A 25,333-nucleotide genomic window follows, 5' to 3' on the forward strand; every position below is an offset into this window, starting at 1 on the left:
AGCAGGCGGGAGAGCGGTCTTAGCGTGTCAGCCAAGCGCAATGACAGATGCAACGCGGAGCTGATCGCCTGCAGAGCGCGCTGAACCTCAGCAAGGAGCAGGGCCAGCACGGTCCATTGATCAGGCTTCTGAGGCGTTACCGCCGCGAACAGTTGGACGCGGCAGAGGTCCGCGCGGCACTCAAGCCAAGGCATCCAGACCTCGACCAGCGGTTCCTCCATCCCCAGCTTCTGCCGCCTGAGTTACTTGTCTCTCCTGAGACCTGGACACCCGAAGCAAGCGGACTGCATGGGGAAGCGTTGCTCGCAGCCCATCCATGCCTGACATCCCCTGAACAGTTGATCAGCAGCGGGGTCCTCAATCGCATCCTTCGTGGTGAGATTCCGCTGTACGACGACCTGCCGGCCCTGGCCATCGACGCCTACGCCGCCGAACTGCGTCAGCCGCAACGAGCCCTGTGCCGTCAAAAGCTGTTGAGCGCCTTGGCCCATCTGAGCCTTCATGGGCGGGATGGCTTCCGTCGCGGTGAGGCCGTTGCCGCTTGCCTCGATCTCTACCGTCCTGCCGCCAGGGACCAGGACAGGATCCCCCTGATGTGCACGATCCAGCAACCCTGGCTGGTGGTGATCGATGGTCAACGGGCTGAGGCCTGCCGGATGGGTCGCAGCAGGGGCTGGGACCAGGTCCTGACAGCGCCGATGGACGACCTGGCGAACCTGTTTCAAACCATTGCTGGATTTCACCCTGAAACTCCCGTGAGTTTCTGTCATGTCAGCGATCAACTTGTGCACGATGCTTTCGATCAGCTGATGCACGCGTGGCATCAACAAGCAGGAATCAGTCTTTGCAGCAGCGATGAATGGATTGCCTGGAATCCATCGAATCCAAGCCAGTACGGCAATCGTCAGTGCCGTGTCAACGCCCAGATTCCAAGGTTGATGACACGCGGAGGTCTGGGAGGCCTGATCACAATTCCCGCTGGCCACCTGAAGACGATCCACTGCCCGCCGTCTGCAAGCTGCATGCACGAACTTGTGCTTGTACTGGCGCTGCAGCTGATGGCTGGACATCAACGCAGCGGCCATTGCAGCCAACCCTTGCTGATCCGCTGTCCGAAGCAGAATCCCTCCGTCCTGGATATTGCCTCGCCGGCCGAACGGCAGCTTTTCACTCCGGAACAAGTGGATGCAATCCATCGGATTTGCACAAAACATGGCCACATCTTTCTTCGGGAAGGAGGGAACCTGGAACCCCATCCCGAGATCCCTGGATGCCAGAGATTGATCTATGAGCCTGTCAATCATCCTCTTGTTTCCATCATCATTCCATTCAGGGATCAAGCAACACTGACAGGGCAATGCCTCGCTTCAATCAGAGCCAATGCCGGTTCAATCAAATACGAGATTATCCTCGTCAACAATCAAAGCTTAGAGGATAAAACCAACAAATGGGTCAACAATCTGAAGCACATAGAAGACATCAGAATTATCGACTTTGATTCGGACTTCAACTTTGCGAAGATTAACAATGTCGCCCGAAAAAGCTGCCATGGAGACTACCTGCTGTTTCTAAACAACGACATTGTCTTCCAATCACCAGAGGTCCTCAGCCAGTTGATGGCTCCATTCGCATGTCGGAGCGTGGGCGCCGTTGGGAGCCAGCTGCGCTACCCGGACCACAGCATCCAGCACAACGGCGTTGTTATTGTTCGAGGTGAACGACGCGCACTGCTCGAGCCAGGAAAGACCATCGATCATCCGGCGATTCTGAATCGCTTGACTCCTTTACTGGTCGAGGAAGAATTCAGCGCCGCATCAGCAGCATGTCTGATGATCAAAACGGAGATTTTCGATGAACTCAATGGCTTCAACGAATCCTTTGCAGTAACCTTCAACGATGTTGATTTGTGCTTAAGACTTCGCCAGCTTGGATACAGCGTAATAATCACACCTTATCCCACAATCATTCATTTTGAGAGCAAGAGCCGAGGCAAAGATCTTCACGGCGAGGATCTAGCACGACAACAAAAGGAGCAAGGATTGTTAAGACAGGAACACACCAATCTCTATCGCAATGGAGATCCTCTTTACAGCCAGACAATCCATTCTCATTCACGAACATATGGCCTACAAATCGATCGAGAACCAACACCACCCCTCACAAAAGAGCGAATTATTCATGCATGGCAAAGAGGGAGAAAACACTCCATACGCAAGAAATCATTACTGTTCTTCGCCCAGTACAGCGCTGACGGAATGATAAGAGATGACATTATTCCTCTATTGAAAGCTTATCAACGCCATGCAGATCTTGTGGTGATTGCGGCAACTCCACAACTGGCAGAACAGACGCGTACGCTCAAAAAACTGCAATCACTGAGCCAAGTTGTGATCGTCAGGGAAAATGATGGCTACGACTTCGGAAGCTGGATGACAGGCATCAGATTTTGCAGTCAAATGCTTGAGGACTATGAACAAGTCATCCTCACCAATGACAGTTTATGGGGGCCCATCAGTCCCCTCGGACAGCTTTTTAATCGACTCAATGCCAGCCCTGCTGATGTCGTTGGGCTGACAGACGATCTGATGTATTCCTACCACCTCCAATCATCATTGATCGCCTTCCGCAAAACGGCATTCACTCACTCCGCATTTGCGGACTTCTGGTCATCCATCCATACATGGAGTCAAAAGCGCGATCTTGTCAAACAACAGGAGGTGGGCTTATCGAAGAGGATGATGAGTGCCGGGATGACGCTGGAAAGCCTCTACAGCAGACACTCAAACGGGAATATTCTTCACTTCTCCTGGCGATCGTTAATTATTGATCAAAACTTTCCATTTCTCAAAGTCAGCTTGCTACGGGACAATCCGACCCAACAAAACATCGATAATTGGTTTGAACTGATTAATTCAAGAAACCCCAAACTGGCAAGGATCATTCAATGTCAAGTCGAGAAAATAAGTCGAGCAGACTGAAAATCGATAGATTACTGCTTCTTCATTGCAGCAACAACAAAACCACCAACAGCCCAACCAACAACGACAATCCCTATCGATGCCAGGAAGAATTGCCAACGCCAGTTCATATCCTCTGAGGTGGGCAATTGTGGCTTGCTGAGCATCACAATGAATTTTGCTTGTCTCTGGCTTTCACGGCGACTGTTATCAACCGCAAGCCGGGCTGCTTCCAAGGCCGTGGTGGCGAACTCAACATCAGCCTTGAGGGATTCTGCCTGAGAGGTCAATTTATTGAGATCTCGGCCATTTGCACCGACTGCCTTTTGCCTCTCTTCACGAATTTGCCGCTCCAACTCCTGCACTTGATCTGCAACATACGCGACCTCTGGAGACGAGGGGTCAATGTAGCGACGCTTAAGAGTTGCCAGTTCAACTTTTAAATCAACAAGATTCGATTCAAGCTGCGCAATAAATGAAGATGTTGTTTGTTGTTCAACCTCCGGGCTCAGCTGACCATATTGATCCTGAAAATCCTGTAATTTCTGCTTGGCTTTCTTCAACTCTTCTTGGGATATTTGCAACTCCTTCTGTGCAAACTCCTGTTGATCAGCACTGATTGACTGGTTAACCTCGTTGACAAACTTCTGGGACTGTCTGAGGAGTGATTCGTTAAGCGCGAGAGCCTGCTCTGGCTGAAAACCATGGGTCCTGAGGACGATCGATCCACTCAAAGGTTGAGGTTGAACGCTGAGTTGCCTCCTGAAAAAGTCAACTTGCTGATTAAAGTCACTATTGGCGGGCAATCCTGCCCATAGATCTGGGCGCTCGGGTGCATACAGCATTTCGAGTTGCCGCATCTCCGGGTAGATTTTCTTTTTAATATCAGGTGATGCCAGATAAACTTTTAGATATTGACCATCAAGCAAAGAGTTAATCGCCTGAGGAACAGCCGTGCCAGCACCAAGGATTGTGTTGGCGGTGTTATTCATCGGCGTCGGCTGCTGAACGACAAATTCAGACACCGATGTATAACGTGTTCGACCAATATTGAATGAGTAAATTGCCGATAGGCCAATAAATCCAAGAACAGCGGTGCGCGGAGTAAAAATCCCTTTAAGGACTCTTAGAGCACGCTGACGCCACGTATCTTCCAGTTGAAGATTTGATGCAGCGTCCTGAATAATTGATTTTGGGAAAAGTAATGAGGAAGGTGATGCCCCATCCTCAATCGGCCTTGGGAGAGGAGAATCGGAAGGACTCTGATTGGGCGGTATTGATTTAGTCATCGCTGCTGATCAGCAACATGGACTCGTTCACCCTGTACAAGATCAGAGCAAAACTAGCACATGCCAACGAGCAGATCAGCAGATATTGAAACGAGATGGCGGGGGTGGGATAGGAATCATTGATCGAAAATCGGAATAGCTCAACACCATGGAGAATCGGATTCCAAGTGATCAAGGGCCTGACTTGAGGAGCTAATTCAAACGTTGCAAAAAAGATGCCCGACGTCCAGATAATCAGGCGCTGTAATATCCGTTTAACAATTCTCTTCAAAGCTGGGACGAATTGGCCCACAAATGTGATACAGACACCAAATCCAACAGCCATGATGACTGTGAGCAAATAGACGCTGATTGCCAATCCAGGGCGATCAAACTGGAATGTCCACCTGATACACCAACTCAGGATCAACGTGATGACTGACATCGAAGCCAGAGCCCGAACATCATTCAGTGCCGATGCCAGAAGAATATCAAGCGGCTTCACACGCATGTAGAACAGTGGGGCTTTCAACTTGAGCCCGTTGATTGATTTCAAGGCCACAGTCCTAAACAGGAAGACAAGTGAGAGGCCTGTTACAAGAAACGTGAACGGATCAAAATAAAGATCAGCACTGACGGTTGTTAAATCAACGCTGAGAACGCTTGAACCACTGATGAGATATTTAAGACCAACACGAATGATCAACAAAAACAGCAACATCTGAAGGGGCTGAATCAATGCCTCCCAAGCACCAAAAGGGCTGTCAGCGGCCCTGCGCTCTCTTTCGTAAACAGAAATCGCCAAAATCACAGCAAGCTGAGATTGCAATTTTGAAATTAACGTCCTTAAAAATTCGAGCATGATCGTTAAATGATTTCGAGGAATTCTGTCTCACTGTCTTCGTTATTGAGACTCGCAGAAAACACGCTCTCGTCAATCGCGTCATCATCCTCAATGCCATCGGCTTGAGATCCAGATGATTTCATCCAAACAAGACAGTCTTCCAGACTTCCTTCAAATATTTTCTGTCCCGATGGTCCGATTGCAAGACCACGATCACAATAGTCCCTCAGAAATCTCTTATTACCGCTGGTCGTGATCAGCGTCTGATTTTGAATTCTTGCCTCAAAAACAGTTTTCATATATTGAATCAATTGATCCTTTTCATTACCCATTAAAAACTGGGCTGAGGGGACGAGAAAAACATCAAACGAGAACGCAAGAGCAACAACCATATAAAAGACTTTTTGATCTTTAGATTTCAGATCTTTAAGACGAGCACGAGGGGACAACTCTGCACAATCCAGAAATGTTCTCAAGAACTTTTCTAAATTCAAAGGAGCAAGCCTGTCTTCATACAGTGAACCAAGAAAACGCATGTTTTGAAGAAGTGTCAGCTTCCCATCGAGTCCGCCCTTCAATCCCAATGGCCAGCTGACCACTCCCTGCTGAGTCACGCAACCGGAAACAGGCTGTACCAATCCATAAATACTGCCAAGCAACTCATCACGAATTCTTCGGTTATCGCAAAGAATCGCGGTACGCTCTCCCACGTGAAATGTTCTATTAATTGGGGTTGTATTGAGTGTCTTTTCTTTCCGATTGAAACGCAGAACCAAATCCTCAAGCTTGAGGGTCACTGCATGGGGTGCGGCGACATTCAAAGCCTGGAAGAAGAAACTGCCCAGAAGCTTACCACCAAAGCATCTATTTGAAGCGAATACAATCGCATTCCATCAAAAAGTGGGATTCAAATCAACTCTATAAGGGCAGAATTTCATCGTCTCTGCATCACGGCTTTTCGCAATCTCTTTTGGCATCGACGTTCCAATCTGGCAAACACAAGCTGCAAGGACTTTCGACCGATGGAAAGAATCATCGCGTCGGGCAGGATGAACAATGCCTGGCGACTGGCCAGAGCCAATTCTGCACTGGCACTGGCTCTGATCAGCGATTCGAATGGCGTCAGTGTGGCTCTGCATTCAAAGCTCACTGCTTTTTGAACGCCACCAAGGCCGTGAATCTCACAACGCTCAAATTCAATCTGAAGTGCCTGCCCCGTCCAGACAGCGGCAAAGACAACCTCAGGTTGAAGATTGAAACTCAGAATTCTGTAGGGGCTTGATTGGTAACGGAAGCGATGTCCGGGTAACGATGTCAGCTTCTTGCGATCCAGCAAAGCCTCCATGGTTGCCTGTGGATCCGACAGCAGATCCACCAGCGTTCGCCGGTCAGCTGAACGGATCGAAACCTCACAGACATGCGTGTCTGCACAGCGCAGCGTCATGCCGCTCTCTCAGTCGCTGGATTGAGCCCAGACGATTCCTTGAGCAGATCCGGTGATTCACAGACCGGAAAGCGATTGATCGCCTTGAGAGCAAGGCGTGCATTCGAGCGCAGCTGCTCGCTGATGGCCTCGCAGAACGGCACCTGAGCGAGAAGATCCACCGTGCGACGCATGATCCGCACCACATCGCCCTCATCCAGAGATGTGTTGGCAATCAGATCGGTCCAGGCTGTCCCCCTGGCCCAGGCGTCCACCAAACCCATCAGTTCCGGTTCCCACCAGGCCGGCACCACAACGTTCAGGCGTTCCTGCGTACGCAGCAGCTCGCGGCGGACACCGGAGAGATCGTGAAGCGCCTCCTCAGCCGCAGGTGGCGGCGGAAAACCGCTCCAGAGATCAGGCCGATTCACCTCCGTGCTGATGGCTTCAAACACAGCCGCAAGTTCAGCAGGCTGAAGCTCATCGAGGTGACCGCTCATCAACGCCAAACCAAGCCACAGCTCGTTGTCACCGCGCAGGGCAGCGACGGTGCGACCGATTTCCGTCGGTTCAAGCTCAACCAGACAGCCGAACTGCTGCAGGATCTCAAGCAGGGAAAGGAAGGTCTCCCAGTGCCGGTTGGCACGGTGATGAAGAAGCCGCTGGCGTTCCTCGATTTCCTCCTCCAGCTCCTCCATTCGCCGACGGTGCTTCTTGAGCTGCTTGCGGTCTCCCCAGCGATGGGCTGGATGCAGGTCTTGCTCCTGCTCGAGCGTCTGGACGAGCCTGGCCTGGGTGAGCACCTCGCCGGCCAGGTCGTACTGGGGGGTTGTCATGTCGTGACGACCGGCCATGTGCGCCACCGCCAACGCCAGTGCTCCACTGAGCTGATCGCCGTGACGCAGTTCACCGGAGCGCTGGAGATCCGGCGCCACAACGCTGTCCACCTGCAGACAGCTGAGCTCGGCGTGGAGACTGACGACAGAATGGCAGGGAACCAGCATCCAGAGGTTGTCATCCGTCAGGCAGAGCAGCAGCGGAAACTGGCCAGGTCCGTTCACTTTCTCCACGATCACGGCTGGAGTGACCCGTCCGCGCAACTGGGGAGACTTGAGGCTCACCAGGGTTCCCGAGCTGGCGAACTGGAGTGCCAGCGTGAGTTCGTTGGCCAGGGTCTCCTCGGCCTGCTGCTGGAGGATGCGCAGCAGGCGCCTCTCCTCCCGCAGCCTGCCGCGGAGTTTTTCGTAATCCTCAAAGTCCTCCCAGGGCACATCGCCAGCGACCCCTTCCAGCTGACCGAGTTGCAACCGCAGCTGCGACAGGGTTGATTCCTCCTCCACCAGATCCAGGCTGGCCAGGTAGCGACCGAAGCTTCGTTCCACCAGCTCCCGTGCCTTCTCGAGATCGTGACGCTGCAGCAGATTCAGCACCATGCCGTAACTGGGCGTGAACTGACTGACCAGCGGATCAGCCGGACTGGTCGCAAGCTGCCCGGCCTCACGGACGCCTTCAAAGCGGCTTTGCACCGTCACGACATAACCGCGTGAATCAAGACCGCGGCGGCCGGCCCGGCCAGCCATCTGCAGAAACTCGCTGCCCATCAGAGGCCGGTGGCCCCGCTCCGTGCGCTTGGAAAGAGCAGCGATCACCGTGCTGCGGGCCGGCATGTTGATCCCAGCCGCCAGGGTTTCGGTGGCGAACACCACCTTGACGAGTCCCTGCTGGAACAGCTCCTCAATCAATTCCTTCCAGGCCGGCAGGACTCCGGCATGGTGAGCGGCGATCCCCCGCAGCAGAGCATCTGCATGGAGGCCGTCGCGGACAGCTTCCGGATTCACCTCGCTGTAAGACGTCAGGCGCTCGCGGATGCGCGCCTGTTCCTTCGGGCTCACCAGACACTGAACACCGAGATCCCTCACAGCCTTGTCACAACCCCGACGGCTGAAAATGAAATAGATCGCCGGGAGCATGGATCGCTCCGCCATCTGAGCCACCACAAAACTGATTGGCGGGGGCTCTGGCTGCGGGGGTTTCGGGGAACGGCCCCTGCGTTTGTTTCCCTTGGGTGCTCGCCAGACCTTGCAGTTTGGGTGCAGTCCTGTGCCTTGTTCATTCAGCAGGGGATGAAGCCCCTTGGCACTGCAGAAACTGAACTGAAGCGGTACCGGTCGGTAGTCGCTGTGCACCAGTTGTGTAGGCCCGTGGACCTTCTCGATCCAGTCGGTGAGCTGGCCTGCATTGGCCACCGTGGCCGACAGGGCCACCAGCTGAACAGGAGGCGGACAGTGAATGATCGATTCCTCCCAGACCGTTCCCCGCTGGGAGTCGTTCATGTAGTGGCATTCATCAAGGACGACAGCCTCCACATCCGCTAGTGGGTCGTCATGCTCATCAGCCTCCGCATAGAGCATGTTGCGGAAGATCTCCGTCGTCATCACGACGATCGAAGCCTCGCGGTTCAAGCTGAGATCGCCGGTCATCAGACCAACGTTCTGATCACCGAACTGTTGGCGAAAATCCCGCAGCTTCTGGTTGGAGAGAGCCTTGAGAGGTGTGGTGTAGAAGACTTTCTGGCCATGTGCCAGGGCGCGATGAATGGCGTATTCGCCCACAAGGGTTTTGCCGGAACCAGTCGGAGCACTGACAACAACGGAGTGGCCCTGATTCAGGGCATCGATCGCCTCCAGCTGGAAGTCATCTAGAGGAAACCCGAAGACCGCGGCAGGATCCAGCGGGGCTGACCCATCGGCGCCTGGTTCAGTCATCGCCGCCGGCGCCTTAGGTCCCATAGGTAAATCCTACGAAGGCAGGATCCGTTGCTTTCTCTTGGATCCGTTGCTTTCTGCAGCGGTCAGCAGAATCAGACGCTAGAAGGGAAAAAATTCATGAAGTTTCATGACAACGCTGGACCTTCTCACGGTTGTCCTCTCTCTCAGCCTGGCTTGCAGTGCCCTTTGGCTCTACAAAATCATCGTCGGTGAATCCCTGAACAGCTGATTCAGCCCATGCAACGCGTCTGCTCGGCAGGCGTTGGGTTCCACGGATGGTTGCCCTGCGCAACGACGACGTTTGATTTCTTTGAACAGATATAAGCATTGGTCACGCTGCTTTCAGAGATGCGAAGTCATCCTGAAAGAGCGTTCATCTGCTTCAACATGCAGCTTTATCTGGCCGACATTCAGTTCGACGATATTGAAATGCAGAAGGCTGCTTACGCCCAGTTCATTGAGCTCTGGGACAGTGGTGCCATGGCGAAGGAAGATAAGTTCGAAGGTTTTGAACTGCTGTTCCGCGTGCATGCCCCCGGAGAGGGACGCGTCGTTGTGCTCTGCCGCGCCGAAAGTGACAAGCAACTCTTCGCCCACTTCGCTCCCTGGCGTGCACAATTCGGCATGGTGATTGATTTCACGCCCGTGATCAGCTGTCAGAGCGTGGTCGACTATCACAAGGACCTTTTTGCCAAGCTCGGCGGCTGAATCAGCGATCTGATGGATCCGAAGCGGGATCCGACTGTCGCCAGCCCGCAGCCAGAGCACTGCCGATGATGCAATGAATCACCGCTGAAATTGCACCCGGCAATGCTGTGAGCGGGCTTGCAAACCCCCCACTTCGCGCCAGCACCACGGCCAGGCCTGAATTCTGCATGCCGACTTCGATGCTGATGGTGCGCCTCACCGCCTCCTGCTGCCTGAACAGCCTCGGCAGGATGTACCCCAGCAGGAAACCGCCGCAATGCAGAAGCAGGCAGGCCAGCAACAGCTGCGGCCCCTGCTGCAGGAGCTCCGCGCGCTGACTGCCGACGATGCTCGCGACGATCAACACAATCAGCACAACAGCCAACGGAGGCATCACGGGTTCGACGCGGCGCGCCACCCCAGGACATCCCTGCTTCAGCAGCACGCCAACCGCCACCGGCAGCAGCACCACCTGCACCACCTTCAGAAAGAGAGCCCAACCGTTCACCGGTACGTACTGACTGGCCAGAAGTTCCGTCAGCCTTGGCGTCATCACCACCGCGGCGACCGTACTCACGGTGGTCATCACCACCGAGAGTGCAACGTCAGCACGGGCAATCAGGGCCACGACGTTGCTGGCCGTGCCCCCAGGACAACAGCCCACCAGGATCAGACCAACCGCCAAGGGCGGAGACAGTTGCAGCAGCCAGGCCAGCGTCGCGGCAAGAGCGGGCATGACGATGAACTGCGCAGTCGCTCCAAGCAGGATCGCCCATGGACGCCGACCGACTCTGACGAAATCCTGCGGCGCCAGACCCAGACCCATCCCCAGCATGATCACCCCCAGCCCCACGGTGATCAGCGGGCCGCGGAACCAGACGAACAGAGGGGGGCAGAGCAAGGCAAGAACCGCTCCAAGCAGTGTCCAAAGCGGGAACCACAGCGTGAAACGCTCCAGCGACATGAGCTGCCTGCCTGGCTGAAACCGCCATCCTCCGTCGAGGCAGCGCGCAGACTGATGCAATGAGCCATGTCGACCCGGCCCGACGTCGCCACCTGCGCACCTGGCGCCCAGGCCAGGAGCACTGGCACCTGCACAGCGTGACCGGATCCGGCACACCGCTGCTGGATCTGGCAAGCAATGACTATCTCGGTCTCAGCCGCCATCCCGACCTGGTGAACGCGGCAACCGCCGCCCTGCGGCTGGAGGGAGTGGGAGCAGGGGGTTCTCGGCTTGTGACGGGGAGCCGGCCGAGCCATGACGAACTGGAGCAGGCCCTGGCCAGCTGGCTGAATCGTGGGCGTGTGCTGCTGTTCCCCAGTGGTTTCCAGGCCAATATCGCCGCCGTCAGCGCCCTGGCCAATCGACACAGCACGGTGCTGGCCGATCGGTTGATTCACAACTCGCTCCTGGTCGGCGTTCGGGCCAGCGGCGCGCGGCTGCAGCGCTTCGCCCACAACGATCTTGTCGATCTCGAACGACGTCTGGCTGCCTGCAGTGACGGTGGGCCTGCGGTGGTGATCAGCGAAAGCCTGTTCAGCATGGAAGGGACAAGCCCGGATCTGGACTCGCTCGCAAGCCTCTGTGCTGCATACGGTGCGCGGCTTCTCATCGATGAAGCCCATGCCCTGGGCGTGCTGGGAAACGGCGGACGCGGACTGTGTCATGGACTCAGGCATCCAGTGCATCTGATCAGTGGCACCTTCGGCAAAGCCTTTGGCAGCGGTGGTGCCTTTCTGGCCGCTGATGACGCCATGGGGGAGCAACTGCTGCAGACCAGCGGGGCATTCCGATACACCACGGCGATGGCTCCACCACTGGTGGCTGGAGCACTGGCAGCCCTGAAGCGGATCGAGGCGCATCCCAGCTGGGGCGATCAACTGCAGACCAGAGCATCGCGCTGGCGGGATGCCCTGGAACGGAGTGGCTGGAGCAGGCCGGCAGGCGCAGGGCCGATCCTGCCGCTGATCGTGGGTGCAGACGAGGTCGCACTGGGCCTTCAGCAGAAACTGGAAACGGCGGGACTTCTCTGCATCGCCATCAGACCACCCACCGTTCCAGAGGGACAGGCCAGGCTGCGCATCGTTGTCCGGCGCGATCTGCCAGATAACACGCTGGAGAGATTTCTGACAGCTCTCTCCAATCCATGAGGCAGGTGATCGCGATGCATGGATGGGCGGGAGACAGCAGTGTCTGGATGCTCTGGAGCCGCCACTTCGAGCAAAGGGGATGGCGGTGGCTCAGTGGAGAACGGGGCTATGGCTCCCGATCAGCTCAGATCCCCGCCTGGATGGATGGCTCGACTCGCCGACTTGTGATCTGCCATTCGCTGGGCTTCCACCTCCTGCCAGCCTCCGTCCTCTCGGTTGCCACCGACCTGGTTCTGCTGGGTGGATTCGCTTGTTTTGCTCCCGAGGGAGTCCAGGGCCGACGCCAGAAAACCGCGCTGAAGGGGATGGGCCAGGCACTGGGAACGGATCAGGAGACTGTGATGCTTCGGCGCTTCCTGGACCGTGCGGCATCGCCATTCCCACTGTCGGCCTTACCTCCGAATGCGCTTCTGCAGGGAATCAGCGAAACGGGCCGGCAACGCCTGCGCGACGACCTGAACCTGCTGGCCAACCTCAGCGCCTTGCCAGCAGGCTGCCCTGATCACGCGTCGGTTCTGGTTCTTCAGGGCGACCTTGATCAGATTGTTCCTGCCGAGACCCAGGAGCTGCTGACCCGGTCTTTGGAGGATCGCCTGGGGAGACGGCCGACCGTGCTGCTGCAGGCCGGCTGCGGTCACGCCCTCCTGACGGCTGATGCATTGCAACGGGTGCTGGCCTGGCTTGAAAGACCATGAGTCAGTTCTGGAGGCAGCAGGTCCTCACACGATTTGACAGGGCCGCCAGCCACTACGACGGTGAAGCAAGCCTGCAGCGTGCGATTGCCGAACGGTTGGCATGCCTCTGCTCACGGGTGGCGATTCCAGCAGGGCTCTGGGTTGACCTGGGAAGCGGTACGGGGCTGTTGGCGGATGCCCTGGAACGTCGGTGCCCGGGACAGCAGGTGCTGCGACTCGATGGCAGTCCCGCCATGCTCTGTCAACAGGGGCGACGACCATCGGTGATGGCGTTCGATCTCAACAACCCGCTGCCGACCTGGCCAGCTCCTCCGTCGCTGCTGGCTTCGAGCTTTGTGTTGCACTGGCTGACATGCCCGCCGGGGACCCTGCAGCACTGGTTCGACAGCCTGGCCGCCGATGGATGGATGGCTCTGAGCGTTCCGGTTGATGGCAGCTTTCAGCAATGGCATCAGGCTGCAGCTCGCGCCGGTGTCGCCTGCACGGCCATGCCGCTTCCGAATCAGGACGACCTGCTCACCTGCGTCTCCCCGTCCGCCGTTCAGCACTGCTCAGTGCTTCGGTTCACCCAGCGGTCTGACCATGCCATTCATCTCCTGAAACCCATGTCGGCGATTGGAGCTGGATCCACTCCATCCCAGGGGCTGACGGCGGCATCCTGGCGCCGACTGTTCCGCGCCTGGCCCCAAGACCTGGGCTCAAGGCGTCCAGGCCTCACCTGGCGGATTCTGATTCTGCTGCTCCGTCGATGATGCGATCCGCGATGCAACTGGTGGTGTGCGGCACCGATACGGATGTCGGCAAGACCGTGGTGAGTGCGCTTCTCGTCCAAGGACTCCAAGCGAGTTACTGGAAACCTGTCCAGAGCGGACTGGAGGGCGGCGGCGATCGCAGCCGTGTTCGGCAGCTCCTGGGCCTCAGGGACGACCGAATGCTGCCTGAGGCCTATGCCTTCAGCCAACCGGTGTCGCCGCACTGGGCCTCTGAGCTTGACGCATCACCACTGGAACCAGTGCGTCTGGCTCTGCCGACACATCCGGGAGCTCTGGTTGTGGAAACCGCAGGCGGTCTTTTGGTTCCCCTCAACCGCAACTGGCTGCAGATCGATCAGCTGCAGGTCTGGAACCTGCCGATCGTGCTGGTGGCCCGCAGCGGGTTGGGCACCTTGAACCACACCCTGCTGAGTCTGGAAGCGTTGAGGAAACGGGAGCTCAATGTCCTGGGACTGATCCTCAATGGGCCGCGCCATGCCGATAACCCACGAACCCTGGAACAGTTCGGAGGCGTTCCGGTCCTGGCGGAACTGCCTCCGCTTGTCCCGCTGTCAGCGGAGACGCTGGCGGAGCAATGGCAGCAGCAGAGCCTTGGCCCTAAATTCCGGCAACTGGAGGATCAGGTATCGCAATGAGCCGACGACAGTCCCTGGTCAGCCTGGCGGTGGCCCTTCTTTGCGGAGGGGTTCTGGTGCTGTTCACAGACATCGAAGTTCAGATGGTTCGATGGGTGAACTGCGGCCCTCTCTCGACGGACGCGGAACAGGCCAGCGAGGTCTGCCGCTGAATCAGAGCCCTAGCCCAGGGATTTCGAGCGCATCGGGCAGGTCCCCATGCGCATCGCAACCTGACGCACAGCCATGGCCAGAGGCCAGCCCTGTCGCAGTTGCTCGTGGATCAGATCGACATGGGATGGGGACCAACCCCGCTCTTCGAGCATCACACGAATCGACAACCAGCCACCGTCAGCGAACACTTCCCGGCGAACCGACCCCAGGCCGGTGATCTTGCCTACCGAAGGTGCGGTGGCGATGAATCGTTTTGATAGTCGCCTGGACCGCATCAGATCGTCTGGGGTGAGCACCCTCACGTTCCAATATGACAAAACCAGCGGAGTTGACCATGGTTTCGGTGGGACCTGTGACACGACATCCGAACCTGTGGCCCCCCTTCACCCAGATCGGTTCGGCAGCGCCGCAGCAACGGATCCAAGCCGGCCAGGGAGCCCTGCTGTTCCCGGAGGGAAATGGTGTCCCCCTGATTGATGCCATCAGCAGCTGGTGGGTCACCCTGCACGGGCATGGTCACCCTGTGCTGGCCGAGGCCATCGCACAGCAGGCCCATCGTCTGGAACAGGTGATCTTCGCTGACTTCTGCCATGAACCGGCGGAAAGGCTGGCAGAACGTCTCAGCCAGATCACCGGCCTTGAGCGTCTGTTCTTTTCCGACAACGGCTCTACCGCAGTGGAGGTTGCCATCAAGATGGCCTGCCAGTGGTGGTTCAACCGCGGCGAAGCCCGCCATCAGATCATCGCCTTCGACGGCGCTTATCACGGGGACACCTTCGGCGCGATGGCCGTAGGGGAACGCAACCTTTTCAGCGCTCCCTTCAACGACAAGCTGTTTCCGGTCGCCAGAGTGCCCTGGCCTGCCACCTGGTGGGATGACGATGCGGTTGATGACCGCGAGCAAGCCGCTCTCGACCTGCTGGAGACCTGCCTCGAAAGACCAACAGCCGCAGTGATTCTGGAGCCACTGCTACAGGGCGCAGGCGGCATGTCGATGGTGCGCCCGGACTTCCTGATCCAGGTACAGCAGCGTGTGCGCCGGGCGGGGGCGCTGTTGATCGCGGATGAGGTCCTGACAGGGTTCGGCCGCTGCGGCGACTGGTTCGCGAGCAGACGGGCGGGGATCCAGCCAGACCTGATGGCCTTGTCAAAGGGACTCACCGGCGGCTGCCTGCCGATGGGGGTGACCATGGCGAGCGAACGCGTCTTCGAGGGATTCCTGGGCGGAGAGCCACAGGACACCTTCTGGCACGGCCACAGCTTCACCGCCAATCCCCTCGGCTGCGCCGCTGCCAACGCCAGCCTTGACCTTCTCGAGGCCGCCCCCGAACGCTTTCTGAGCTTCGAGCGACGACACCGCCGCCATCTCGAAGACCTGGCGTCCCATCCGCGGGTGAAGCGACCAAGGCTGCTCGGGACGGTGGCGGCCTTCGACCTCAATGTGGAGGGTTGTTCCGGGTATCTGAATCCAGCAGGTCCCACCGTGAAACGGCTCGCCATGCGTCAGGGAGTGTTTCTCCGGCCACTGGGTCAGGTGGTGTATCTGATGCCTCCGTTGTGCATCACCGATGAACAGCTGGACAAGTGCTATCTGGTGCTTCGCAACGCCTTGGATCAGCTCTGAATCAGGGTCCGGCCTGAATCGCCGCCTCCACATCCGCCCTGGAGAGGCCATAGGGCAGGCAACACTGACGCGTCTCATCGTCGGGCTGCAGCCAGGTCACGCGCAGATCCTCCTGCTCGAGAACCAGTTCGGCAGTCCAGGTTGGCGTGTTCAGGAGCCAACGACTCGGAGCTTCCGGCGCGGGCTCAGCACCGAGATTGCGCAGCCATTGCTCAAGGGCCATCAGCGAGTGCTGATTCAGAGGTGTCCGATCCGTCGGCAGGGCTGGCATCGGGCGGCTGGGAGGACATCACCCCCTGAGTCTGGCCAGTGGACATCCAGCCTGGAGAAACCTGCCAGGAACGACCCTGTGCCGATGCCACACCAAGCCCGAGCACCACGCTGATCAGCAGCGCCAGCAACAGCAGCAACAAGGAGAACCATTCACCACCGGAGAGGGGTCGACGCTCCCCAATGCCACTCCAGCCATCCCCTGACCGAACCGGTGGCGGCGAACCGGTCGTGGAAGCGGCTGCTCGATCATGAGCACGCTGCTCGTCGTAACGACGGCGGCGCTCTGGATCCTGCAGAAGCTCATAAGACTGACGCAGCATCTGAAACTCAGACGCCGCCTGATCAGCAGGAAGTGCTGTGGTGTCTGGATGCAGATCCTTGCTCCGCCGTCGGAATGCCTGGCGCAGGGTTTCGGAATCCGCCGTACTGGCGACTCCCAACCGCTCGTAATGGCAGCGGGAGTTCAACAACGACACTCCAGATGGTGTTTCATCGTAGGAAGAGTCGCTGCTGTGGCCGATGGAGCAGTCCAGTGGACCCGCGCGCGATCTCTGGACAGCGCTGGGATGGGAGCCATCGCCGGACCAGTTGCAGGATCTGATCAGGCTGCAGGAGCTGCTGCGGCAGTGGAACCAACAACTCAATCTGACCCGATTGGTGGAGGGTGAGGACTACTGGATCAACCAGGTGTTCGACAGCCTCTGGCCGTTGACGGAAGAACTGAAGTCGAGCAGCTCATTGCGGGAATGCATCGATGTGGGAACGGGAGGCGGATTCCCCGGGCTAGCGATTGCGATCGCCCTGCCCGGAACTCGGATGACCCTGGTTGATTCGGTTGGCCGCAAAACGGCTGCAGTGCAGGCCATGGCATCAGCCCTGGGGCTTTCAAAGCGCATCCGGATCCGCACCGAGAGAATTGAAGCCAGCGGTCATGACAGGGACTGCCGCGGCCGCTTCGATCTGGCCGTGGCCCGGGCCGTCGCTGCCGCTCCCGTGGTTGCGGAATATCTGGTGCCGTTGCTGCGAAGCAATGGCGAAGCACTGTTGTATCGAGGCCAGTGGGGTGACACCGATTCAGCCGATCTGACCAAGGCTCTGGAGCCGTTGAGGGCAAGAATCCACGATGTTCAGAGGCTGCAGCTGCCCTCCGGTCGCGGCATTCGGCATGTGCTGCGCATTCGGTGTGTCAGCCGCTGTCCGGACATCTATCCAAGGCCGGTCGGCATACCCAGCAAAGTGCCTCTGGGAAGCGCTCCGTGATGGACCGCGACCTGACAAACCGTGAGATCAGGCGGTGGTCAGCCTCTGTTGAGGATCCCCGGCAAGCCGGTGCCGCAGACCTCTGAGAAGGTCTGGAATGCGATTCGACCAAGGGCTTCGCGTCAGGACCTGGCGCAGTTCATCCTCCGAGACAGATGCGTCCAGGGCATCGGCATTGGCCCCAGGGAACCAGTGGCTGCCCTGGCCGAGCAGCCGGTAACGGGACTGGGTGTAACTCTCCAGGTCCCAGGCTTCCAGAAGGTTGTGCAGCCAGAGCAGGATGGGAACGTTGATCTGACCTGGCGTCTCACGCCAGTTGGGCAAGCCCTGACGCCAGCTGCCCAGCCAGTCTTCGCCGAGGGCGTCAGCTGCTGCCTTGCAGAGGCGTCGATGCACCGGTTCGATCAGCGCCGAGGCATCGGCCAGGCGCTCGAGGGCCTCCAGATGGAGGTCGAGATCAGAGGGACGAGCCGCACCGATGCTGATGGTGTGCACCCGGGGATCGTTGAGACAGAACAGGTCGTTGAAGACGATCGGGTGCAATGGCGAACACAGGTCCCTGAGTCGCTGAGAGGGAGTGTGTAGATGGCCTCCCTTGTCCGTCGGGCTGATAATGAACACGCCGATGTCCTGCTGACGTGCAGCATCGAGCGCCGCTGCATTGGCCTGGTCGATGTAATACCAGTGAAGGTTGACGTAGTCGAAGACGTCGGACTGAATCGCCGCTGTGATGAGGTCGGTGGGGCCGTGGGTGGAGAACCCGACATGACCGATCCGTCCCTCCTGCTGCCAGCGGCGCACCACCTCCAGGCAACCGCCTGGACGCAGGGTCTGGTCGAGATGACGGGGCAGATTGATGCCATGGAGGGCCAGGAGATCAAGTCGCTGGCACCCCAGTCTTTGAAAGGTGAGGGCCAACATCTCTTCGAACTCGTCGGGGTCATCCCGAGGTGGGACCTTGCTCTGCAGGATGCGATCTGAATCCGGCACCTGAGGAATGGCCCAACCCAGTTGGCGCTCTGAGCTGCCGTAATGACGGGCGGTTTCAACGTGATGAAAGCCGCAATCCGCCGCACGTTGAAGGGTGTCCTGAAGGTTGCGCTGGGACTGGGTGTCGATGTCTTTCGCAGGCAGATCGCTCCAACTCTTCTGAAAGCGCATTCCCCCAAGCGACAGAACCGGCATGGCCAGGTCGGTGCGTCCGAACCGACGGGTCGGAATCGAGTTCGTCATCCCCGTGCGCGAGGTTTCAGCCGTCGATGTCCTGTCGGTCGGGGCATCCCCAGGGGCTGCAAGGTCTGGGTGGCCAGCTCTGCGCGCAGGGCGTCAAGGTCTTCAAAGGGAACCCAGTGAATGCAATCCACCGGACAGGTGTCGATGGCTTCCTGGATCCTTTCGGTGGTGTCCCCGTCCTGACGGATCGCTCGGGAACGGCCGTGATTGGCTTCGACCACAAAGGTGTTGCAGGCCACGTGAGCGCAATATCTGCATCCGATGCAGACCGCTTCATCCACCCAGACAGCCTGATCACGCAACTCACCCCCGAGCAATGGCTCTCGGCCATTCGCCGCGGATGGACGGTGGGCCTGAGCAGAGAATGCCTGCTGCGCCGGGTCTATCGGATTCAGGCGTCCCAGCGGGTCACCACCAGCTCGATGGCACCATCAACGGCGACCGTCTGCTCAGCCACTTCGAATCCCTCGAGACTGGTGGCGGCAAGAACCGTGTTCAGGGCATAACGCTGGGTCAGTTGTGCCAGAAAGCGTTCCACTGGAATCGTCTGTTTCCAGAGATCCAGATCGGTCACGAGCTCGTAGGAACCACTCTGCTCATTCCAGCGAAAACCAAGATCACCACTGGATGACATCGGCACTGCGATGTCCGCTGTCACGGTTTGGCCCTGGTAGCCACGCACCGGATATTGACCCTGTTCCGGGGAATAACCGAGCTCCTTGAGGGATTTCACCAGGGGCTCCAACTGACGCAGTTCGGTCTTGACGGTGCTGAAGTGCGACATCAGGAGAAAGAGGTGGTGAGGGCCTGGGACTGAGACTCCTGCTTCACGAAGGCATCAGCAGTGGGCTCACGCCGCTGGACGCTGCCGAGAGCGTTCTCCACGCGTTCGGTGAGTTGCTGACACGCTTCGCCGGTGAACCCTTCAACCGTCTCTTCGACACGACCGTCAGGTCTGATCGTGAAGCGGATGGTTCTCTGGGGCATCCCTGCAAGGTGCTGAGGCGCGCATGCTAAGGGCGATTGGCCCGCTTCGTTGATGGGGTTGTAACACCGAGATGGACCAATCCCATCAAGGGAAGAATCCATCTTCGATCAAGGTGTGCAGTCGGGCCAGAACATCTGGATCCTCAAGCTGTTCCAACGCTGTACGGGCCTCATCGCGAACCGAGGCTTCCCCGTCATGAAGCAGGGCGGAGACACAGGCTTCGACGATTTCCTGCTGACGCGGCTCCACCAGAAGTTCGTGCAACCGTCCCAGGGCCCAGATGCAGTTGCTGCGCACCACGGGCTCGCTGTCGATACGCAGGCTGATAAGCAGCTGCCCTGCCGCGGGATCAGCCTTGGCGGGTGAACGGCTGCCGGCTTCCGCCAGGGATCCTGGACACCAGAGACGCACGGCAGCCACATCCGTCTGGAGCGCGCGCATCAGTGGATTCAGAATGGGTGCGTCCGGATAGTTGCCAAGACTCCAGGCAGCCGCCTTGCGCACATAGGCATTGCTGTCGAGCTGGAGCAGCTGCAGCAGCGGCTCGACCGCTGGAGGAGATGGGTTCCTGCCAAGCGCATACACCGCACTCATCCGCTCAACCGGACAGGGCAGCTTCAGGAGAGACAACAGCTGTGGAACAGCTCTTGGGTCGCGATGTTCACAAAACACCCGCAGACCCTGCAGCCGCTCCTCATGGCCGAGTCCCAGACAGACCAGTGCCTGATCACAGGCTCGGGCCACGTCCAGTGAATTCCCGGCCTCACTGTCCGGCTCGATCGAATCGAGTGGATCCAGGTTTTCCTCAGCAGCCAGTTCCTGAGCCAGCAGATCCGGATCGATCGACAACCTCGAAAGGCTCTGATCACGTTGCTGGCCGGAACCGTCTGTCATGGAGGCGATCGTAGGGCTGGCTCCCGCTGCATCAGCCCAGCGGAGCGGGTTCCAGCATGTCTCCAGGCAGCCAGATCCTGGCGCTTACAGCGAACAATGCGACTGAGAACAGAATCACGATCAGGGCCGGCAGGACAGTTGAACGGAAAAAGGCCACGGATCAGAAGCTGGTGGCGGCATTCTGCTCAGAACGCTGAGGATGCTGACCTCGGCCGGAGCGCGAGGGCACAGACAACGAGCAAAACCAGGCATCCCCAACCAAGCCACTGCTGATGCAGCAGGAAGGCACCGATCCCCAGCAATCCTCCGAACAGAACCCCGTTCGCCAGAACGAACCGTTGAATCAGCTCCGGAAGGGTGTCGACCGTGTCGACACCACAACGCTCGCGCCAGCGTGCCCAACCCGGGCCTGGGGGCTGAACCTGACGTACAAAACGCTCAAGCACCTCATCGGATTCCGGAGGAGTGAGCAGCATCACCGCCAGCCAGACGACGGCGGAGCTGACTGTGATCACCGTCAGACGAATGCCGAAGTCATCGATGCGCAACAGGGGGATCACCGACGTGAACAGACCAACCACGAAACCGCAGAGCATGGCAGCGAGCTCAGCTGCCGCATTCACCCGCCACCAGAACCAGCGCAACACCAGAACAACCCCGGGCCCCGATCCGATCGCGATCACCAGCCGAAACACCGTCCCGATGCTATCGCTCACCAGAGCGGTGATCACCCCAAGCACCAGAAGAAGGATTGTGGTGAGCTGACCGATCAGCAACAACTCCCTGGAACTGGCATCAGGGCGCAGAAACCGCTGATAAAGGTCATGGGTGAGGTAGCTGGCCCCCCAGTTCACCGAGGTGCTGACCGTGCTCATGAACGCGGCCACCAGGGACACCACCACAAGGCCAAGGGCCACAGGGGGCAACAGCTCAACCGCAAGCGCGGGGTAGCTCAGCTCCCAATCACTCTGCGCCGGGAGCAACACCAGGGCGGACAAGGCCACCACCACCCACAACCAGCTACGCAAGAGGTAATTGACGACCAGAAAAACCCAGCCGGCGAGTCCGGCCTGCTGCTCATCCCGGGTGGCCAGCATCCTCTGGATGAATTCACCGCCGCCGTCGCTGCGTCGAAAACTCCACCACTGAATCGCGAGATAAGCGGTGAACATCGGCACGCTGATGCCTGCACCTTCGAGCCAGCTGATTCCATTGCCGTCCCAGGTCCAGGGCACCAGGCTGAGCAGCTCAGGACGCCCGAGGGCATCCAGTCGACCGAGCAGCTGATCCATCCCGCCCGCCGCATGCAGCGCCGCGACCGCGACGGCAAGAGCACCGGCTAGAGCCAGCAGCAATTGCACAAGATCGTTGACGACAACAGCCCAGAGGCCACCAGCAACCGTGTAGCTGACCACCAGCAACGCCACCACGGCCATCAGCCAGACCGTATCGCTCACACCCAGAGCCGCTGGTTGACCGGAGACGATGCCGAGCGCTTCCACCACCTTGCGAAGCGCAAGGAAGGCATACCCGATCCCGATGCAGTTCACCGGCAGGGCCAGCAGAAACGCCTTGACCCCCCGCAACCAGGCTGCGATGGGCCCGCCGTAACGAAGCTCAGTGAAAGCCGCATCCGTAAGAACGCCGCTGCGACGCCACAACGGTGCGAAAACGACCGCCATCGCCACGTGGGCAAGGCCGAAACTCCACCACTCCCAGTTGCCAGCGAGTCCCCGCGTACCGACCAGACCCGCGACGTAGAGAGGCGTATCGATCGAAAAAGTGGTGGCCGCCATGGAGGCGCCAGCCAGCCAGCCACTGAGGCTGCGGCCGGCCACAAAAAAATCATCCTCTCCGCTGTTACGACGAGCCAACCAAAGGCCCAGCACCAGCGTGAGAACGAGGTAGAGACCTAAGAGGAACCAATCAACCGATGCCATTCAGCCCTGGGAAAAAATACAAAATCTGAAACGCCAAGAACGGTGATCGGCAGGCCGAAGTCTTTCACACCGATATCGAAACACCAAGTTGACGATATGCAAAACCCGATTAAGCATTTTGATATCAGACAGCAGCAAATGAAAACTCATTCAAAGATTCTCCGCGACGTCTTGATTGCCTCCTCTCCAGGACTTGTGTGATTCGTTGCATGGTTCACCATCCCAAACCTGAGGGCTCAAATAAGATCAAAATTACCGGATTTCATCAGCTCGCAAACAGTGCGGAATGTTCAAATCACATGCTCTGAAAATCCGAACAACGAATCAGGGTTCTCCAGCAATCCTGAATTACATGAGACCGTGTGGCAAGAAGCAATGATTTACCTTAAAAATCTTGCAATCGCGATGACCACAACTGATCGGTTTTGCATACACTATGATCTTGCAACCTATGAAACAGGACGAGCTGAAAACAGCAGACCAAGAAACATGTGCTTAATGGACAGGCGTGATACGCGAGAAATGGTGAATGAAATTTATGCAATTCTTGAAAACCAAGAAGCTGCAAAACAATGCTTCAGTCTCAACACAAATGACTCTGGCGTCTACAGCCCCGGGGAAAAACTTGTCGCAAAATCTCCATCTGCGCAGGCTCAGGCGAGACCCTCTCTAAAAGATTTTTTCGAAAATATTGAGATTGATGATGTCAAAGATCACGGCCTCGTTCTGGCCAATCACTTTTCAGAGATCCTGATCGGAGAAGACATCATGTCACCCGGGTCCTTCCCGTCCGATATCAGCGCAAAAACGCTTCCTAATCTATGGGCTTCTGTCGGTTGGATACCAATGTGTGCCAAAAAAGAAGGACGATTCGCGACAAATCAAGCCAGTGCTCGTGGAGGCTTTGTCTACGCAGAAGTCCTTGGAACAACGGGCTTGCTACGAATCAAAGAGATTGATGGAGATCCAGTCAAAGCGGAAATCGGCATGACGGTCCAGAAGCTTGACAGTTTCTATACATTCCATACGCACGACGCCACCGAAATTTATTACAGCATCAAGAAGCCACAATGCGCCGACGAAGTTGAGGTTTTTGCGATGAGAGAGGGAAATCCACTGATCCGTACCGTCAAGAAGGAAAAAAATTACCGAATCATCGAATTTGATGCCAATTCTCCAGCCATCAAAGACCATTTTTGGCTTTCATCATCACCGCTTGAGCATGACCTCACCTATTACCACGAAAATACAATTCACGCGCTGAAAGCCAGCGACGAGTGCAGCAAAATCCCCAAGAAAAGCGGTGCTGTCGCTGTCTGGGCGAGGCCAAGTGGATTTGATTCACGCAACCCAAACTATGCCGATACCAACATATGCGAGTCTCAACGTCGTGGTGTCCCGGCTGATGCGCAGGAGGTTGTTCGCTGCAGGATGTACAACTGGACGTTTTAAGTTGAGACGGCTCACGTACATGAGGTCGTCTCGACTTAACAGCCTCAAATCAACAGGCAGTGCTCAATATTGGATATTTCAAGTCGCAGTCGTTACAGGTCACCGTGATGATCCTGATGACGACCGTTGCCGCCTTAGCTGACCACAGGCTGCATTCTGATCGAGCCCACGGCTTGCCCGCACACTCACGGCGATGCCACGGCGTTCCAACACGCGCTGAAAAGTATCAACACTTCTGGGTTCAGGCCGTTTGAAATTTTCCTCCTCGATCGGGTTGTAGGCGATCAGATTCACGTGGCTCTGAAATCCGCCCACACGATCGGCTAACTCAACAGCATGTTCAGGAGCATCGTTCAAGCCACCCAGAAGGATGTACTCAAAACTGACGCGACGACCTGTGACTTTGAGGTATCGACGGCAGTCATCAAGCAGAACATCCAAGGGATAAGCACCAGCTGTTGGAATCAGCTCTTCACGAAGCGCCTGGTTCGGTGCATGCAGACTCACCGCAAGGGTGAACTGGGTACGCCCGAGACGTTGCATCGCCAGTTCGGCCAGACGCGGCAGCGTACGGGGCACGCCAACCGTGCTCACCGTGATTCTGCGCTGGCCGATCCCGAGATCGTTGTTGAAACAGCGAATGGCATCCAGTACAGCCTCACTGTTCAGCAACGGCTCTCCCATTCCCATGAAGACCACATGGGATGGACGACGATCCATGGCTTCCCGCACACTCAAGACCTGATCAACGATCTCGTGGGTTTTAAGTGAACGCTGCAGACCGCCCTTGCCGGTGGCGCAAAAACGACAGGCCATCGGACAACCAACCTGACTGGACACGCAGACCGTGAGGCGCTGATCCGTGGGGATCCCAACGGTTTCAATCGTCTCGCCATCGTCGGTGGACAGCAGAAGCTTGGTTGTGGCATCCGTGGCCACCGACCGATGCACTTCCTTGAGGCGACCGACCACAACATCGGTGTCCTGCAGCTGCTGACGCCAGAGCTTCGGGAGCACCGTGATGTCGTTCAAGGAATGGGCACCCTTGCTGTAAAGCCAGTCATGCAGCTGACGACCCCGGAAGGGCTGCTGTCCCTGAGCAACGGCCCAGTCCTCGAGCTCGGCTGCGCTGCGGCCGAGCAGAGGATGCGTCACCAGATCAGCAATCCATGGCCAAGCTTGAATTCAACTGCGAGAAGGGCAATGAACCCGAGCATGGCCAGGCGGCCATTGAGCCTCTCGGTATGGCCATGGAAGCCATAGCGCGGCAAGCGACGCTGGGGAATTTCCTTGGGCTCAAGCATGTCGTGCGTGA

Annotated in this window: 28 protein-coding genes; 10 read left to right on the forward strand and 18 right to left on the reverse strand. The window is 57.7% G+C overall.

What is annotated here, in order from left to right; all coding sequences use genetic code 11:
- Positions 1 to 47: 47 nt before the first annotated feature.
- Positions 48 to 2,978, forward strand: a complete 2,931-nt coding sequence (locus KR100_RS15415; RefSeq protein ID WP_081858917.1) for a rhamnan synthesis F family protein — start codon at positions 48 to 50, stop codon at positions 2,976 to 2,978.
- 11 nt (positions 2,979 to 2,989) lie between these two features.
- Here KR100_RS15415 and KR100_RS11570 read toward each other — a convergent pair whose 3' ends face one another.
- The 5 genes from KR100_RS11570 to KR100_RS11595 all read right to left on the reverse strand — a co-directional run bounded on the left by KR100_RS11570 (position 2,990) and on the right by KR100_RS11595 (position 9,281).
- Entirely contained in the window at positions 2,990 to 4,246 is a 1,257-nt protein-coding gene (locus KR100_RS11570) for a sugar ABC transporter (protein ID WP_156098083.1), read from the reverse strand.
- The gene (locus KR100_RS11575; RefSeq protein ID WP_038546122.1) at positions 4,239 to 5,087 is read right to left on the reverse strand and encodes an ABC transporter permease; all 849 of its coding nucleotides are present in this window, start codon (positions 5,085 to 5,087) and stop codon (positions 4,239 to 4,241) included. Before KR100_RS11575 ends, KR100_RS11570 begins: the two co-directional genes overlap by 8 nt.
- A gap of 5 nt (positions 5,088 to 5,092) precedes the next feature.
- On the reverse strand, positions 5,093 to 5,890 hold the full coding sequence (locus tag KR100_RS16120) for a hypothetical protein (RefSeq protein WP_156098084.1): 798 nt from the start codon (positions 5,888 to 5,890) through the stop codon (positions 5,093 to 5,095).
- 113 nt (positions 5,891 to 6,003) lie between these two features.
- Positions 6,004 to 6,513 carry a DUF1997 domain-containing protein gene (locus KR100_RS11590; RefSeq protein ID WP_038546131.1) on the reverse strand — a complete coding sequence of 170 codons (510 nt, stop codon included), beginning with the start codon at positions 6,511 to 6,513 and terminating at the stop codon, positions 6,004 to 6,006.
- Positions 6,510 to 9,281: an RNA helicase gene (locus KR100_RS11595; protein WP_038546134.1), complete on the reverse strand. Its 2,772-nt coding sequence runs from the start codon at positions 9,279 to 9,281 to the stop codon at positions 6,510 to 6,512. The genes KR100_RS11590 and KR100_RS11595 overlap by 4 nt, the downstream gene beginning before the upstream one ends.
- Positions 9,282 to 9,647: 366 nt before the next feature.
- Between KR100_RS11595 and KR100_RS11600 the strand changes: the two genes are divergently transcribed.
- Positions 9,648 to 9,968 (forward strand): DUF3303 domain-containing protein, encoded by a 321-nt coding sequence (locus KR100_RS11600; RefSeq protein ID WP_038548761.1) that lies wholly within the window; start codon positions 9,648 to 9,650, stop codon positions 9,966 to 9,968.
- Position 9,969: 1 nt separating this feature from the next.
- On the opposite strand, the gene KR100_RS11605 is transcribed toward KR100_RS11600, so the two are convergent.
- Positions 9,970 to 10,911 (reverse strand): bile acid:sodium symporter family protein, encoded by a 942-nt coding sequence (locus KR100_RS11605; RefSeq protein ID WP_038546137.1) that lies wholly within the window; start codon positions 10,909 to 10,911, stop codon positions 9,970 to 9,972.
- 59 nt (positions 10,912 to 10,970) lie between these two features.
- On the opposite strand from KR100_RS11605, the gene KR100_RS11610 reads away from it, so the two are divergent.
- Genes KR100_RS11610 through KR100_RS16620 form a run of 5 tightly spaced genes read left to right on the forward strand, consistent with a single transcriptional unit; the run spans position 10,971 to position 14,353 of the window.
- Complete coding sequence (locus KR100_RS11610) at positions 10,971 to 12,098, forward strand: 8-amino-7-oxononanoate synthase (protein ID WP_038546141.1); 1,128 nt, start codon at positions 10,971 to 10,973, stop codon at positions 12,096 to 12,098.
- The gene (locus KR100_RS11615; RefSeq protein WP_038546145.1) at positions 12,095 to 12,793 is read left to right on the forward strand and encodes an alpha/beta hydrolase; all 699 of its coding nucleotides are present in this window, start codon (positions 12,095 to 12,097) and stop codon (positions 12,791 to 12,793) included. The genes KR100_RS11610 and KR100_RS11615 overlap by 4 nt, the downstream gene beginning before the upstream one ends.
- Positions 12,790 to 13,545 (forward strand): methyltransferase domain-containing protein, encoded by a 756-nt coding sequence (locus KR100_RS11620; protein ID WP_038546148.1) that lies wholly within the window; start codon positions 12,790 to 12,792, stop codon positions 13,543 to 13,545. The genes KR100_RS11615 and KR100_RS11620 overlap by 4 nt, the downstream gene beginning before the upstream one ends.
- Positions 13,546 to 13,556: 11 nt before the next feature.
- On the forward strand, positions 13,557 to 14,201 hold the full coding sequence (gene bioD, locus KR100_RS11625) for a dethiobiotin synthase (RefSeq protein WP_239420328.1): 645 nt from the start codon (positions 13,557 to 13,559) through the stop codon (positions 14,199 to 14,201).
- Positions 14,198 to 14,353, forward strand: coding sequence for a hypothetical protein (locus tag KR100_RS16620; protein ID WP_204207708.1), 156 nt, complete (start codon positions 14,198 to 14,200; stop codon positions 14,351 to 14,353). Before bioD ends, KR100_RS16620 begins: the two co-directional genes overlap by 4 nt.
- A gap of 9 nt (positions 14,354 to 14,362) precedes the next feature.
- On the opposite strand, the gene KR100_RS11630 is transcribed toward KR100_RS16620, so the two are convergent.
- Positions 14,363 to 14,650, reverse strand: coding sequence for a hypothetical protein (locus KR100_RS11630; protein ID WP_239420329.1), 288 nt, complete (start codon positions 14,648 to 14,650; stop codon positions 14,363 to 14,365).
- Between the two features lie 38 nt (positions 14,651 to 14,688).
- Between KR100_RS11630 and bioA the strand changes: the two genes are divergently transcribed.
- Positions 14,689 to 15,978, forward strand: a complete 1,290-nt coding sequence (gene bioA, locus KR100_RS11635; RefSeq protein WP_038548763.1) for an adenosylmethionine--8-amino-7-oxononanoate transaminase — start codon at positions 14,689 to 14,691, stop codon at positions 15,976 to 15,978.
- Between the two features lies 1 nt (position 15,979).
- On the opposite strand, the gene KR100_RS11640 is transcribed toward bioA, so the two are convergent.
- Positions 15,980 to 16,201, reverse strand: a complete 222-nt coding sequence (locus tag KR100_RS11640) for a DUF3143 domain-containing protein (RefSeq protein WP_051847520.1) — start codon at positions 16,199 to 16,201, stop codon at positions 15,980 to 15,982.
- Positions 16,191 to 16,727, reverse strand: a complete 537-nt coding sequence (locus KR100_RS11645) for a J domain-containing protein (RefSeq protein WP_038546157.1) — start codon at positions 16,725 to 16,727, stop codon at positions 16,191 to 16,193. The genes KR100_RS11640 and KR100_RS11645 overlap by 11 nt, the downstream gene beginning before the upstream one ends.
- Before the next feature lie 43 nt (positions 16,728 to 16,770).
- Here KR100_RS11645 and rsmG point away from each other — a divergent pair, with 43 nt between their 5' ends.
- Entirely contained in the window at positions 16,771 to 17,511 is a 741-nt protein-coding gene (rsmG, locus tag KR100_RS11650) for a 16S rRNA (guanine(527)-N(7))-methyltransferase RsmG (RefSeq protein ID WP_038546160.1), read from the forward strand.
- A 27-nt stretch (positions 17,512 to 17,538) separates the two neighbouring features.
- On the opposite strand, the gene KR100_RS11655 is transcribed toward rsmG, so the two are convergent.
- The 7 genes from KR100_RS11655 to KR100_RS11680 form a co-directional block, all read right to left on the reverse strand.
- Complete coding sequence (locus tag KR100_RS11655; RefSeq protein WP_038546163.1) at positions 17,539 to 18,744, reverse strand: aldo/keto reductase; 1,206 nt, start codon at positions 18,742 to 18,744, stop codon at positions 17,539 to 17,541.
- Positions 18,741 to 19,148, reverse strand: a complete 408-nt coding sequence (locus tag KR100_RS11660; protein WP_081858918.1) for a ferredoxin — start codon at positions 19,146 to 19,148, stop codon at positions 18,741 to 18,743. Before KR100_RS11660 ends, KR100_RS11655 begins: the two co-directional genes overlap by 4 nt.
- Positions 19,136 to 19,528 carry a DUF1257 domain-containing protein gene (locus KR100_RS11665; RefSeq protein ID WP_038546169.1) on the reverse strand — a complete coding sequence of 131 codons (393 nt, stop codon included), beginning with the start codon at positions 19,526 to 19,528 and terminating at the stop codon, positions 19,136 to 19,138. The genes KR100_RS11660 and KR100_RS11665 overlap by 13 nt, the downstream gene beginning before the upstream one ends.
- Positions 19,528 to 19,731: a DUF2997 domain-containing protein gene (locus KR100_RS11670; RefSeq protein ID WP_038546172.1), complete on the reverse strand. Its 204-nt coding sequence runs from the start codon at positions 19,729 to 19,731 to the stop codon at positions 19,528 to 19,530. The genes KR100_RS11665 and KR100_RS11670 overlap by 1 nt, the downstream gene beginning before the upstream one ends.
- 85 nt (positions 19,732 to 19,816) lie before the next feature.
- Entirely contained in the window at positions 19,817 to 20,626 is an 810-nt protein-coding gene (locus KR100_RS11675; RefSeq protein ID WP_038546175.1) for a HEAT repeat domain-containing protein, read from the reverse strand.
- A 31-nt stretch (positions 20,627 to 20,657) separates the two neighbouring features.
- Positions 20,658 to 20,783 (reverse strand): hypothetical protein, encoded by a 126-nt coding sequence (locus tag KR100_RS16955; RefSeq protein ID WP_255347480.1) that lies wholly within the window; start codon positions 20,781 to 20,783, stop codon positions 20,658 to 20,660.
- 28 nt (positions 20,784 to 20,811) lie between these two features.
- Positions 20,812 to 22,566 (reverse strand): sodium:solute symporter family protein, encoded by a 1,755-nt coding sequence (locus tag KR100_RS11680; RefSeq protein WP_038546178.1) that lies wholly within the window; start codon positions 22,564 to 22,566, stop codon positions 20,812 to 20,814.
- A gap of 279 nt (positions 22,567 to 22,845) precedes the next feature.
- Here KR100_RS11680 and KR100_RS11685 point away from each other — a divergent pair, with 279 nt between their 5' ends.
- Entirely contained in the window at positions 22,846 to 24,018 is a 1,173-nt protein-coding gene (locus KR100_RS11685) for a hypothetical protein (RefSeq protein ID WP_162176533.1), read from the forward strand.
- A gap of 99 nt (positions 24,019 to 24,117) precedes the next feature.
- Here the strand turns inward: KR100_RS11685 and rlmN are convergent, their stop codons facing one another.
- Positions 24,118 to 25,173 (reverse strand): 23S rRNA (adenine(2503)-C(2))-methyltransferase RlmN, encoded by a 1,056-nt coding sequence (gene rlmN / locus KR100_RS11690; protein ID WP_038546184.1) that lies wholly within the window; start codon positions 25,171 to 25,173, stop codon positions 24,118 to 24,120.
- The gene (locus tag KR100_RS11695; RefSeq protein ID WP_038548770.1) at positions 25,170 to 25,322 is read right to left on the reverse strand and encodes a hypothetical protein; all 153 of its coding nucleotides are present in this window, start codon (positions 25,320 to 25,322) and stop codon (positions 25,170 to 25,172) included. Before KR100_RS11695 ends, rlmN begins: the two co-directional genes overlap by 4 nt.
- Positions 25,323 to 25,333: the final 11 nt, after the last annotated feature.

Source organism: Synechococcus sp. KORDI-100 (genome assembly GCF_000737535.1).
Taxonomy (GTDB): Bacteria; Cyanobacteriota; Cyanobacteriia; order PCC-6307; family Cyanobiaceae; genus Parasynechococcus.

Coding starts and splice junctions, on each gene's coding strand:
- KR100_RS15415 (WP_081858917.1), top strand. CDS start 48: ATGCAACGCGGAGCTGATCGCCTGCAGAGCGCGCTGAACCTCAGCAAG.
- KR100_RS11570 (WP_156098083.1), bottom strand. CDS start 4,246: ATGACTAAATCAATACCGCCCAATCAGAGTCCTTCCGATTCTCCTCTC.
- KR100_RS11575 (WP_038546122.1), bottom strand. CDS start 5,087: ATGCTCGAATTTTTAAGGACGTTAATTTCAAAATTGCAATCTCAGCTT.
- KR100_RS11590 (WP_038546131.1), bottom strand. CDS start 6,513: ATGACGCTGCGCTGTGCAGACACGCATGTCTGTGAGGTTTCGATCCGT.
- KR100_RS11595 (WP_038546134.1), bottom strand. CDS start 9,281: ATGGGACCTAAGGCGCCGGCGGCGATGACTGAACCAGGCGCCGATGGG.
- KR100_RS11600 (WP_038548761.1), top strand. CDS start 9,648: ATGCAGCTTTATCTGGCCGACATTCAGTTCGACGATATTGAAATGCAG.
- KR100_RS11605 (WP_038546137.1), bottom strand. CDS start 10,911: ATGTCGCTGGAGCGTTTCACGCTGTGGTTCCCGCTTTGGACACTGCTT.
- KR100_RS11610 (WP_038546141.1), top strand. CDS start 10,971: ATGAGCCATGTCGACCCGGCCCGACGTCGCCACCTGCGCACCTGGCGC.
- KR100_RS11615 (WP_038546145.1), top strand. CDS start 12,095: ATGAGGCAGGTGATCGCGATGCATGGATGGGCGGGAGACAGCAGTGTC.
- KR100_RS11620 (WP_038546148.1), top strand. CDS start 12,790: ATGAGTCAGTTCTGGAGGCAGCAGGTCCTCACACGATTTGACAGGGCC.
- bioD (WP_239420328.1), top strand. CDS start 13,557: ATGCAACTGGTGGTGTGCGGCACCGATACGGATGTCGGCAAGACCGTG.
- KR100_RS16620 (WP_204207708.1), top strand. CDS start 14,198: ATGAGCCGACGACAGTCCCTGGTCAGCCTGGCGGTGGCCCTTCTTTGC.
- bioA (WP_038548763.1), top strand. CDS start 14,689: ATGGTTTCGGTGGGACCTGTGACACGACATCCGAACCTGTGGCCCCCC.
- KR100_RS11640 (WP_051847520.1), bottom strand. CDS start 16,201: ATGGCCCTTGAGCAATGGCTGCGCAATCTCGGTGCTGAGCCCGCGCCG.
- rsmG (WP_038546160.1), top strand. CDS start 16,771: ATGGAGCAGTCCAGTGGACCCGCGCGCGATCTCTGGACAGCGCTGGGA.
- KR100_RS11655 (WP_038546163.1), bottom strand. CDS start 18,744: ATGACGAACTCGATTCCGACCCGTCGGTTCGGACGCACCGACCTGGCC.
- KR100_RS11665 (WP_038546169.1), bottom strand. CDS start 19,528: ATGTCGCACTTCAGCACCGTCAAGACCGAACTGCGTCAGTTGGAGCCC.
- KR100_RS11670 (WP_038546172.1), bottom strand. CDS start 19,731: ATGCCCCAGAGAACCATCCGCTTCACGATCAGACCTGACGGTCGTGTC.
- KR100_RS11675 (WP_038546175.1), bottom strand. CDS start 20,626: ATGACAGACGGTTCCGGCCAGCAACGTGATCAGAGCCTTTCGAGGTTG.
- KR100_RS11680 (WP_038546178.1), bottom strand. CDS start 22,566: ATGGCATCGGTTGATTGGTTCCTCTTAGGTCTCTACCTCGTTCTCACG.
- KR100_RS11695 (WP_038548770.1), bottom strand. CDS start 25,322: ATGCTTGAGCCCAAGGAAATTCCCCAGCGTCGCTTGCCGCGCTATGGC.